The 12,060-nt window shown below is 46.8% G+C and carries 7 protein-coding genes and 1 pseudogene; 2 read left to right on the top strand and 6 right to left on the bottom strand.

Annotated elements, in window-relative coordinates; all coding sequences use genetic code 11:
• Positions 1–157 precede the first annotated feature (157 nt).
• Complete coding sequence (locus QUA90_RS28985; RefSeq protein WP_333448634.1) at positions 158–1,711, bottom strand: NAD(P)/FAD-dependent oxidoreductase; 1,554 nt, start codon at positions 1,709–1,711, stop codon at positions 158–160.
• Between the two features lie 252 nt (positions 1,712–1,963).
• Between QUA90_RS28985 and QUA90_RS28980 the strand changes: the two genes are divergently transcribed.
• On the top strand, positions 1,964–2,551 hold the full coding sequence (locus tag QUA90_RS28980; protein ID WP_333330598.1) for a hypothetical protein: 588 nt from the start codon (positions 1,964–1,966) through the stop codon (positions 2,549–2,551).
• A gap of 150 nt (positions 2,552–2,701) precedes the next feature.
• Here the strand turns inward: QUA90_RS28980 and QUA90_RS28975 are convergent, their stop codons facing one another.
• The 3 genes and pseudogenes from QUA90_RS28975 to QUA90_RS28965 all read right to left on the bottom strand — a co-directional run.
• On the bottom strand, positions 2,702–3,637 hold the full coding sequence (locus tag QUA90_RS28975; RefSeq protein ID WP_333448633.1) for a permease: 936 nt from the start codon (positions 3,635–3,637) through the stop codon (positions 2,702–2,704).
• 73 nt (positions 3,638–3,710) lie between these two features.
• Positions 3,711–3,938 carry a thioredoxin family protein gene (locus QUA90_RS28970; RefSeq protein WP_333385776.1) on the bottom strand — a complete coding sequence of 76 codons (228 nt, stop codon included), beginning with the start codon at positions 3,936–3,938 and terminating at the stop codon, positions 3,711–3,713.
• Positions 3,939–4,021: 83 nt separating this feature from the next.
• Positions 4,022–4,351: pseudogene (locus QUA90_RS28965) on the bottom strand (MerR family DNA-binding protein); the annotation flags it as partial.
• A gap of 1,365 nt (positions 4,352–5,716) precedes the next feature.
• On the opposite strand from QUA90_RS28965, the gene QUA90_RS28960 reads away from it, so the two are divergent.
• The gene (locus tag QUA90_RS28960) at positions 5,717–8,698 is read left to right on the top strand and encodes a cation-transporting P-type ATPase (RefSeq protein WP_333448632.1); all 2,982 of its coding nucleotides are present in this window, start codon (positions 5,717–5,719) and stop codon (positions 8,696–8,698) included.
• A gap of 105 nt (positions 8,699–8,803) precedes the next feature.
• On the opposite strand, the gene QUA90_RS28955 is transcribed toward QUA90_RS28960, so the two are convergent.
• Together QUA90_RS28955 and QUA90_RS28950 are read right to left on the bottom strand one after the other, a co-directional pair.
• Complete coding sequence (locus QUA90_RS28955; protein ID WP_333448631.1) at positions 8,804–11,746, bottom strand: tetratricopeptide repeat protein; 2,943 nt, start codon at positions 11,744–11,746, stop codon at positions 8,804–8,806.
• A gap of 12 nt (positions 11,747–11,758) precedes the next feature.
• Positions 11,759–12,060 (bottom strand): type II toxin-antitoxin system VapC family toxin (locus tag QUA90_RS28950; protein ID WP_333448630.1); only part of this gene is annotated, 302 nt, incomplete at its 5' end.

The following is a 12,060-nucleotide window of genomic DNA, read 5'->3' as shown; positions in this document are numbered from 1 at the left end:
CGATCGAATAAGCTTTCATTTTTTCTGCTGATGTACTGAATGTAGTGTACCACATTTACATGGAATTTGCTGTAACTAATAGACATCTCCTAAAAAGCAGGTTTTGAACAGGCACGGTGCCTGTTCCACAAGAATTATGGGAGATGTCTAATAACAACTAACTAATAACTTCCCGAATCAATTGCAAATGTTTGTACAAAGGTGCGATCGTATTGGCGGCGATCGCACCGCTAGCAGCAACAGCCGGCAAACCAATTCCTGGAAATGTCGAATCTCCGCAGCAAAACAGCCCCGCTAAAGGTGTTCTCGGCCCGGGAAACAAGCCGCTACCCGCCCGAATTCCGGGCCCGTAGGAACCGCGATGGCGGCGCAAAAACCGTTCGTGGGTGAGGGGTGTCCCAACTAAGGTGACTTCTGTGCGCGATCGAATATCGGGGATAATTCTCTCTAAGGCTTCCCACATTACCTCGGCGCGCGCCTGTTTTTGCAGCTTGTACTCTTGGCTGGTGCGATCGAGCTTTTGCCACAAATCGTAAGGCTCGTTTCCGGGGGTATATGCGTGAATGACGTGCTTTCCCGGAGGCGCGAGGTCGGGGTCGAGGAGGGAGGGAATCGAGACGAGAACGACGTTCTGAGGGGCGGAAACGCCCATTTCCCAGTCTTTGACAAATATGTAGTGACAAGCCAAGTCCGATCGCACTCCGGCAGCATCTATTCCCAGATGCAGGTGCATGAAGCTGTCGCACTCGGGCGTCGCCTGCCGCTGTTGCCGAAACCTTTGCGGGACAGAGGTTTCAGGCAAAAGTTTCAGTGTATCCCAAACGGAAGCGTTGGAGACGACGGCTTTGTGCGATCGAATAATTTTGCCCGATCGCAGCCGCACGCCGGCAGCCCGGTTGTTTTCGACCAAAACTTCTGCAACGTGGGAATTTAGCAGCAACCGCCCTCCGTGGCGCTCTAAACCGCGTACCAAGGCATTTACCAAAGCTGCACTACCGCCGATCGGATAGTCTAAAACTGCATTGGGGCGATACCAGTCGGCGAACATGAAAGCGACTTCGGCTGCGATCGTTCCGTCGGCGGGAAGTCCAGACAGCAGGAAGCACAACAAATTCAGCCAATTTCGGACAAACGGATCTTTGACATTTTTGTCCATAATTTTGCTGAAAGGGCCTGCAAGTGCGATCGCGTCGCCAGCACTTTGCAGGAAAGCAGGCGCAAATTGGCCGAGGGTAAAAACACTGCCCAAATCGAAGCGCAAAGCCAGGGAGGGCAAGGCTGTGGCAGCTTTGGCGTAGGGTTCCATGATGCGCTGGAGTTGCCGCCATTCGGCGACTGCTGCCGCGCCGCGCAATTGTGCGAGCACTTCAGCAAATTGACTCGCGCCGACGGATGTGTCGAAATCGCCTTCTGGCAAACAGCAACCCCAGGTATCGTAGGTGATGCAGGGGAGTTTTTCGCCGATCGCATTCAAAACTTGCCGCAGCGGATTCGCAGACGGGCTGTAGGATAATCCTGAGTACAGGGAGGGCCCGGAGTCGAAGCTAAATCCGTCGCGTTCAAAACCGTGTGCGGCGCCGCCCGCGATCGAATGGCTTTCGCAAACCACAACATCAAAGCCATAGCGGGCAAGCATTGCAGCGCAACTCAAGCCGCCAATCCCGCTGCCGATGACGATGATTTCTGTGTCTGTGGGGGCGATCGCAACCATGTTTTTCTCCGCTACTTCAGCTAATATTATCAATGTCTTGCAGCTTTAGGACTTACACATTTAACAGATGCGATCGTCCCTAGCCCTCCAAAACACAAGGCGAGTAGGGGGTGGGACAAGAAGCACTCAAAGCCCCCCTTAATCAGGGCGAAGAAACTGTAAAAGTCAACCCCTAATCCCCGATTTTTTGGGGTATTTAGGGGTTTCTCAACTCAGCTACCACCCTTAAAATACAAATCTGTATATTATTAAATGGAAAATCTATCTATTCTAGAACAAGCTGCCACATCTAATTCTCAACCATCTCCCGATGCTGTAGTCGCCGCCCTCCTAGAAGCTGAGAAAAACGCGAAAAAAAATAAAATTCGCTATTCTTTCGAGCAATTAATCGGCAACTGGCAACTCTGCTTTATCACCGGCACCAAAAAGACTCGACAAAAAGCGGGGATTGTGTTGGGTGCGGGACGTTATATTCCTGAGTGGGTTGCAAAAATTCAAATTGCTTATTCGGCAGAACCTGTTGCTGAAGGGGAAGAGAATAGCGAAACCGGCAGGGTGGAGAATTCGGTGCAAGTTGGGGCGATCAGACTAACTCTTTCCGGGCCGACTAAGTTTTTGGTTAATAAAAATATTTTAGCTTTTGATTTTACCAGAATTACCGTGAAATTGTTGGGTAAAACTGTGTATCAAGGATTTATTCGCGGTGGAGAAGCGCGGGAGGCGGAATTTTTTAGTTTGAGTGTGGGGAAGCAGGCATTTTTTGCATATTTTCTGGTAGAAGATGGGATAATTGCGGCTAGGGGAAGGGGCGGCGGATTGGCTTTGTGGGGGAGAGTTTAGAGCAATTGAGGATGCGATCGAGTAATTGTTTTTGATCGCAGCCCCGTATTGGCGAATTCCCAGGGGATAGTTGACCCCAAATACAGTCGAGATTTACTGCCTATGAACCGAGAAGGCTATGTGGCACTCAACTAAGATAGTAGGTTGCAGCTAAGCAAGAAAAGCATTGAATAAATAACCGATACTGATTATGCCAAGAGTCACTAGGCTGATGAAAACAGCTAAAAGTTGAGGGCGAAGAACTTTTTTCAGAATGACCATCTCAGGTAATGAAAGAGCGGTAACAGCCATTGTGAAGGCTAACACAGTTCCGAGGGGCATTCCTTTGTTAACCAGTGCTTCAGTAATTGGCATCACACCAGCAATATTCGCATAGAGTGGCACACCTAAAATAACAGCAATAGGAACGGCTAAGGGGTTGTCAGGTCCTGCTATCTGGGTGACTAAAGTAGTCGGAACATAACCATGAATTCCTGCACCGATCGCAATTCCTAGAACCACATAAAGCCAAACAGATTGCACAATTTGACTAGATTGAAACCATCCCTGTTCAAATCGCTGGTTCCAAGTGAGTTGATTAGATTCAAATTCCTCTGTTTGAGCCTCTAGCGAGCGGGATTTTTGGATTTCCCAAACAAAGGGTTCCACCCATTTTTCTAATTTTAGTAATCCGATCGTATATCCAGCCACGATCGCTAATCCAACGCCGAAGCCGATATAAAGAAGCGTAACCTTCAACCCAAATAATCCCCAGATCAACACCACCGCCACCTCATTGACCATTGGTGCTGAGATCAGATAGGAAAATGTGACTCCTAAAGGAACACCGGCTTCCAAAAATCCGATAAAAAGAGGAACCGCCGAACAGGAGCAAAACGGTGTAATGATCCCCACAAGAGCCGCCAGGATATTCCCCCCGAAGGTGCGCTTGCCTTCTAACCAATGCCGGACTTTTTCTGGTTCTAAAAAGCTTTGAAATGTACCAACAATAAAACTGATTACAATCAGCAATGTTAAAACTTTAGGTACATCGTAAAGGAAAAAATGTAAACTGGCTCCGAGGTGAGATTTTATAGATAAACCCAAGAGGCGAGTCACAATCTGAGTAGCTAACCAGTCGAACGGATAAAACGGATCGAACATGGTTTTTCTCCAATTATTAGAGTTGTAAGAGTCTCTGAATTTCTGCGCTCGTGATCACTTTTCCTTTGCTGACGACTTTGCCGTTGATGGTCAATGCTGGAGTAGACATCACACCGCGTTTAGCGATTTCGATCGGGTCGGTGATGTGCAGGATTTCAGCTTCTAAATTCAAAGCGGCGCTCGCCTCCTTGGCATTAGCTTCCAACTGCTGACATTTTTTACAACCAGATCCTAATATTTCCATATCCACCGCATTCATAACATGGCTCCTTTTTTACTTATGTAATTCTGTTCAGTTATAGGCTCAGGTAGAGCTAAATTTTACAGTCAAGATGCTCTTTGAGCGCGCGCTGCTTCTGGTGATTTTTCAAGAACGAGGCATTGATAAGCTGGGTCGGGATGCTCTAATTTGATTTGACATTGCTTGACCCAAGGCACTAGCTCATCATGCAGCGATCGCAATTGTCGAATATTGACCTCAATTGCCTGAACTTTCTTGTTTAGTCTGTCATAGACGGCTTTACAGGTGAGTAATTGCCCATCTTTCAAAGCTAGAATTTCCTTAATTTCCTCAAGACTTAGCCCTAAATACTTGGCACTAGAAATAAAGGCAAGTCGTTCCATATCCTGCCGGCTAAAAAGGCGATCGTCCGCTTCAGTCCGCTGGGGGAGATGGGATCAATCCAATACGCTTATAAAAATATAGAATAGAGTTTGTGGATTGAGTCCTAAACGACGAGAGACTTCGCATTGGAACATTGGTATTATCTCCATTGCAACCTCTTAAACTAATCATATACCCTATACCTTGGTATAGGGTATAGGGTGAGAAGTTAAGATTTGTTGAAGCTACTGGATTTCAGGGGGCGACAAGCGCCCCCAAACCAAGATTAATCAAGGGTTGTAGAACTCAGACGGGGTGAAGAATATCCCAGCTTATTGACAATAGACTTTTTTCGCCCAAAAACAAACTTTAATTCAGCCTCCAGATTATGGTAAAAAAAACAGTCTTATTATTTCAACAATACCCAGATTAAAATGCTGCCTCAATTCTCCCCAGCCACCTGCAAAAATATTTGAATAAATAGCAACGAATTACATTAAAATTATTAGTGTGCCTCTAGCAAAACCAAAAGCAAGTAAACATAGAAAGGTTAGCAGCAACACTACCTTTACCAATTCAGCAGAATAGTCGTCATCGCCATATACAACGCTTTTTGAAACTGACGCCTGTTAAGTGTGCTTCTGGTTTGGTTTCCCATGATTAAATAAATTATTACTCAACGCATACGCAAGGGAAAACGATTGATTATTGCTTTAGATAGAACCATTGGACAAGCGAATAATATTTTGATGGTCAGTGCGCTTTATCAAAAACGCGCTTTCCCTATGTTTGGGATTTTACTCTCGAAATAACGCCCCTTGGTATCTGCTGACTAATTTCGGAGATTTAGAAACGGCTGTGATTATAAACAAGGCTCGGGAATTGAAGCGATGTTTAAGGAGTGTAAAACTGGTGGTTATAACGAAAAAAGATTCTCAAGCTTCACAGGATAAATTAGTACGTTTAGTCTTGTTGATTGCCATCCGGATGACCACTGCTGGGTTCCAAGGCTAAAAAACAAGTATTTTGGGGAAATCTCCTTATATTTTTCTGCAAAAGGAAGCAGGGAGAACTAAACGAAGACATAGCACTTTTAGGGTCGGTTTGTACGGTCACAATTGGATAGTCGCCTTTCATGAGTGTGAGGAATGGGTAGAAGAATTGGTCACTTCTGTTCGCAATAAGCGCAGATTTTATCAACGGAGATTAAAAGCTCTAACCCTTTTCCAGCAAGCTTTATGGCCCCCTTGTCGCACCCTGAACTACGGGATGCAATATTATCAGTATTAAAAGTAGAGAAATCATCTGTACTGGGGCAGTTCGATCCCAGGGATATTGTAAGAAAAATTAAGTTTACACAAATACTTCTAAAAATATGCCAAGACTGACTTCAGTAACTATTTCTAAGGTGGGGATGTATGGCAGTATCGCATCAACCAATTTGGACCCTATCACCAGAAGATGTATATAAATCCTTTGAAATCAGCGAGAACGGGTTGTCTGATGACGAAGCTTTCGATCGACTCGTAAAATTTGGCACGAATGAGTTGCCAGAACCCGCACATCGCCCTCTGTGGCTAAGATTTACCGATCAGTTAAGGCACTTTATGGCCCTGTTGCTATGGGTGGCAGGGATTTTGGCATTCATTTCGGGAACCCCTCAATTAGGTTGGGCAATCTGGGCGGTGATCGGGATTAATGCTGTATTCAGTTTTTGGCAAGAGTTTCAAGCAGAGCAGGCATTAGCGGCCTTAAAGAATGTATTGCCGATGCAGGTAAAAGTGTATCGGAATGGGGAACTAAAGCAGATTCCGGCAAAGGAACTGGTGCGTGGAGATGTGATGCAGTTGGAAGAGGGCGATCGCGTCTCTGCGGATGCTCGGTTAGTTACTGCCGAAAGCATGTATCTGGATATTTCTGTAATGACTGGCGAATCGCTTCCTGTTGCCCGTAACGCTCATCCGGTGCGGGTGCGCGAAGCTGCATCAATCCGGGCTGGCAAAACGATACCAGCGGGCGAACATCCCTTACAAGAAAAGGTCAATCTGGCGGAAATCCCAAATTTGGTGCTGGCAGGCTCGACGGTTTCGTCAGGAAGGGGCGTGGCTGTGGTGTATGCCACGGGAGCACAAACCGAGTTTGGTCACGTAGCCCATCTCACTGCTGTCGTGAAACGGGAACCTAGCACGTTGGAAGTGCAGGTTGCTGATATTGTGCGGATCATCACTGCGATCGCCCTCGGTATGGGAGTTCTAGTATTTCTGCTGACATACCTGCTGGTGGGGATGGAGCTGAAAGAGAGCTTTATTTTTGGGATCGGGATCATTGTGGCGCTGGTGCCAGAGGGCTTACTGCCGACGGTTACTTTGTCATTGGCGATCGGAGTGCGGCGAATGGTGCGCCGTAATGCTTTGGTGCGTCGTCTTTCGGCTGTGGAAACCCTGAGCGCTACAACGGTGATCTGCACCGACAAAACCGGAACGTTGACTAAAAACGAAATGACGGTGCATTATCTCTGGCTTCCCTGGGAATCTTCGGAGAACAGCCCAAATCCTGCCAGCCAAGAGTCGGCTGTCTCACCACCTCTTAACGGGAAGCAGAAATCTCATCCATCGATGACGCCGACTCTGATTGAAGTGACGGGCGCTGGATACGATCCTACGGCTGGTGAGGTTCAGATTCCCGCGAATTTTGAAGAATCCTGGAAAGTCAATTTGCTGCTTACGGGGGCGGCACTTTGCTCGAATGCACGGTTGATTCACCTGACAGCGCCTAGCCGTTGGCAAGAAATTGGCGATCCAACGGAAGCGGCTCTGCTGGTGGCTGCTGCCAAAGCCGGATTGAATCTGGAAACTTTGCAAAAACAGCTTCCCCGCTTGCGGGAGGTGCCTTTTGATTCTCGTCGCCGGATGATGACGGTGGTGTTGGACTGGCGATCGTCCGCGCTATGGAATAGCGATTTGCCGAACCTGGCTTTTACCAAGGGGGCACCGCTGGAAGTGTTGCGACACTGCACATCTATCTTGCGGAATGGAACTCTCTCCGAACTCACTCAATCCGAATCGAATGAAATAGTTGCGGCCAACGATGATTTAGCCCAGCAGGGCTTTCGGGTTTTGGGGGTGGCGGCGCGCCGTGGGGGGAGTGAAATGTTGGATTTGCGATCGCAAGACTTAGAGCAAAACTTGATTTTTATTGGTCTGGTGGCGATGTTTGACCCGCCCCGTCCAGAGGTAAGAGACGCTCTTGCTCAGTGCCATCAGGCAGGAATTAAGGTGACGATGGTGACGGGTGACTATGGACTGACTGCTGAGGCGATCGCCCGCAAAATTGGATTAGTGACCGATTCTGTACGGGTGGTAACGGGTGAAGGCATGGGGCATCTGTCGGATGCTCAATTGCAACAAATTCTGAAATATCGATCGGGGCTAGTGTTTGCTCGGATGTCTCCTGAGCACAAGCTGCGACTGGTGGAAGCCTATAAAACGATCGGGGATGTAGTTGCGGTGACGGGGGATGGAGTCAATGATGCACCAGCATTAAGGGCTGCCCATATTGGCATCGCGATGGGGATGAATGGCACCGATGTGGCACGAGAAGCCGCCGATATTGTCCTTACCGATGACAACTTTGCGACGATCGTGGTCGCGATCGAGGAGGGGCGAGCCGTGCATCAAAACATCCGCAAATTTATGACCTACATCCTGGCATCAAACCTGCCGGAATTAGTACCATTTCTGTTCATGGTGGCGTTGAAAATTCCTCCTGCACTGGTGATCATGCAGATTCTTGCTATTGATTTAGGAACTGACATAGTGCCTGCATTGGCATTGGGTGCAGAACGGGCAGAAGCCGGAACCATGCAGCAGCCCCCCCGGAAAAAATCGCAACCGCTTCTCGATCGCTCTCTGCTTTTGCGCGCCTATGGCTTCTTGGGATTGCTGGAAGCTGCCCTAGCGATGGCAGCATTTTTTCTGGTGTGGTGGAGTTACGGTTATGACTTGGCAGAATTACAAGCCGCAACCCCAAGCATTCTGTCTCATTCAGCAGATGCCGCTACGATCGCCATATATACTCAAGCCATCACTATGACTCTGGCATCGGTTGTGGCTTGTCAAACGGGCAATGTCTTTGCCTGTCGATCGGAACGTGGATCAATTCTGCGGCTGGGATTCTTTTCTAATCCACAAATCTGGCTCGGAATTGCCATTGAATGGATTTTAGTGGTGATCGTGATCAATAACGAATTGTTGAGTCGCATCTTTTCGACAGCACCTTTAGCACCCTGGCAATGGCTGCTATTGCTGGTGTGTCCACCGATCATTTTAGGAGCAGAAGAACTACGAAAAGTCGTGTTTCCTGGCAAATTGATTCCGAAGCAAAGCCAGAAAGGTAATTAGGTTGAATTTTTTGAACACTTCCTACTCCTAATTGCTGACGATCGCATTTACGGATACAGATACATCTGGAAATGCGATCGGGTTAACTGTTCCGCCTGTTAGTAACTACCGCGCATCGCCAATTAAAATAAACGGCGACCAATAAAACGGATGTCGCTCAATTTGACTCAACTTAGCTTGCCGCAATGCTTCATTTTTACTCATCCCTTTATTGATATTTTGATAAAATTGAACCATCAAATCTTTGGTAGCTGAATCATCAACACTCCACAAACTAGCCATCACAGCTTGTGCGCCCGCACGCTCAAATATATATGCAACTCCCGATATTTCTTCACCGTTAGAATTCGCTTGCATAGCAGTTTGACAAGCGCTTAAGGTGAGGAGTCTGGTGTTTTGCAATCCTAATAACGCGGCATCGCGAATATTGAATTGGCTGTCAGCAAATAGCAGTGTATTTTCCTCCATGCCCAATTTTTGACAGCCTCCCTGTTGGAAACAGCCGTGAGTTGCTAGGTGTAAAAAAGGAAAGCGGGGTGCTTGAGTTTTGAATTGGTCGAGGGTGGCGGCATTGCCGATATAGGCGGAACTTCGCGGCAATAATTGAGCGATATTTCTAACTTCTTCTTCCGAACCGGATAAATTTTGCGGAGCACGGGGGATGGGATTTCCTAATGCTAAGACTCCGCCTTGTAAAGTCGAATTGGGAATTGACCTTGTGGAAATGCGGGTGAGATAGTTGACGGGATATTTCTGGATGAGGAATTCATCAGTTTGTTCGTCATACAGCGTTTCAAAGGGGATGTAGCGCAGTTTGCCCGTAGCGATGATGCTCAATTGTTTGGCGGAAGTAGCTTTAATTTGGTCTTCGATCGGACGAATCAGGATGTCGTAGAGTTTGCTGCCAGTTACGGTGAAGTTAGTGTCGCCAGTATTTTGCAGTTGTTCGCGGTATTGAGTGAGGAGTTTGTCGAATTCTGTGGGGTCGATGGGAATCTTTTTAACACTTAAACTGTCTTTTGTCAAGACAAATAGGGCGACGGTATTGGGAACATTGTTAATATTTGTGAGCAAGACTGGTTGAATGACAACGGTATCTGGTGCGATACTTGCTTTTAGTTGGGCGATGTCTTTGGGTGTGGTTTCAAAGAGTTCGGCGACTTCTGGGAATTGGCTGCGGATTTCTTCTGCTTTGCGGTTGACTTCTGCTTCTAATTCCCGCATTTGTCGGGAGAGATTTTCTGAGAATTTGTCTTCGAGTTGGCGGCGGAGGAATTGGAGTTGTTGATTTTTTTGATTCCACTCGTCAATGGCTTTTTGTGCTTGAGGGTTGGCAACTTTGGCGTCAATTAAGCGGGTGTAGTCGGCGAGATCGGCTGTGGTAGCGATGTTGATCCATTGGAAAGCGCGATCGGCTTGGTTTTGGTCGATGAGGATATCTACAAGTGCAACTGCGCTTCCTCTTTCACCTTCTAAAAATTTTTGTCGATTTTCTCGTTGCAAACCACTCCGCATTTCTAAGGTAATTTGGACGGATTTTTCCCAATTGTCGATCGCTTGAGTCGGCTGCTTCGTATCTCGGTAAACTACACCAATATTACTCAAAGTAGTAGCTTCCCCTGCGCGATTTTTTACTTCCCGTATAATTGGTAAAGCTTGGTTATAGTATTTCAAAGCTTCTTGCGGTTGGGAGATGCTGTTGTACACTGCACCAATATTATTTAAAGTAGTAGCTTCCCCCTCGCGATCGCCCATTGACCGCATAATTGGTAAAGCTTGGTTATAGTATTTCAATGCTTCTTGCGGTTGGGAGATGCTGTTGTACACTGCACCAATATTATTCAAAGTAGTAGCTTCCCCCACGCGATCGCCCACTGACCGCATAAGTGGTAAAGCTTGGTTATAGTATTTCAAAGCTTCTTGCATTTGGGAGATGCTGTTGTACGCTAAACCGATATTATTCAAAGTAGCAGCTTCCCCAGAGCGATTGTTCACTTCCCGCACAATTGGTAAAGCTTGGTTATAGTATTTCAATGCTTCTTGCGGTTGGGAGATGCTGTTGTACGCTGCACCAATATTGTTCAAAGTGGTAGCTTCCACAGAGCGATCGCTCACTTCCCGCGTAATTGGTAAAGCTTGCTTATAGTATTTCAAAGCTTCTTGCGGTCGTCCGATACTGTTGTACACTGCACCAATATTGTTCAAAGTGGTAGCTTCCACAGAGCGATCGTCCACTTCCCGCCGAATCGGTAAAGCTTGGTTAAAGTATTTCAAAGCTTCTTGTGGTTGAGAGATGCTGTCGTACACTCTACCGAAATTATTTTTAATAGTAGCCACACCTGCGCGCTCGCCCATTGACCGCTTAATTGGTAAAGCTTGGTTAAAGTATTTCAAAGCTTCTTGCGGTTGTGAGATGCTGTTGTAGACTAAACCAATATTATTCAAAGTAGCAGCTTCCCCAGAGCTATCGCCCACTGACCGCAGAATTGGTAAAGCTTGGTTAAAGTATTTCAAAGCTTCTTGCGGTTGGGAAATGCTGTCGTACACTCTACCGATATTACTCAAAGTAACAGCTTCCCCCGCGCGATCGCCCACTGACCGCGTAATTGGCAAAGCTTGGTTATAGTATTTCAATGCTTCTTGGGGTTGAGAAATGCTGCCGTAAACTCCACCAATATTATTCAAAGTAGTAGCTTCTAGTGAGCGATCGCCTACTTCCCGCCAAATTGGTAAAGCTTGGTTAAAGTATTTCAATGCTTCTTGGGGTTGTCCAATGCTGTCGTAGTTAAAACCAATATCATTGAGTGCTAAGCCTTCGAGTGTTCTATCTTTAAGTTGTCGTGCAAGAGCTAGAGCCTGCTGCAATGTTTCTATTGCCTGTTGCGCTTGTCCTCGCTGTTGCTGTTGCCCTGCTTGCTGGACAAGTCTCTTTATTTCTTCAACCTGTAAATTTTGACTTTGCCCCCAACTAGGTTGCACCATCAGCGGCACAGTCAGAGGAGTCAAACACACACCCAAAGCCAAAACACTGATAATAATTCGTTTCATATTTTTCATAATTCACCAAATTCGATTAATAGGATAGGCATCAAACGCAGAATCTTTACTTAATATAGGTATCCCTTCCACCATTGCTTGTGCAATGAGCAAGCGATCGAAGGGATCTTTATGATGAAAAGGCATGGTCACGATCGCATTCAGATGATCTAAATTGATATTCAGGAGATTAAAGTCTTCCAAACTCAGTTTTTGCGCGATATACTCCTGAAAAGGCACACTCAAATTGTAACCGTTCAGGGGGTGCGCCTGCGGCGCACCACCCCAAGAGGAGTTGTAAAGAATTTGGGGAGAAAGGCGGGCGT

This window comes from Microcoleus sp. D3_18_C4 (assembly GCF_036702355.1).
In the GTDB taxonomy this organism is placed as follows: Bacteria; Cyanobacteriota; Cyanobacteriia; order Cyanobacteriales; family Microcoleaceae; genus Microcoleus.
The sequence above is the reverse complement of the archived record's forward strand: the minus strand, read 5'-3'. Positions and strand labels throughout refer to the sequence as shown.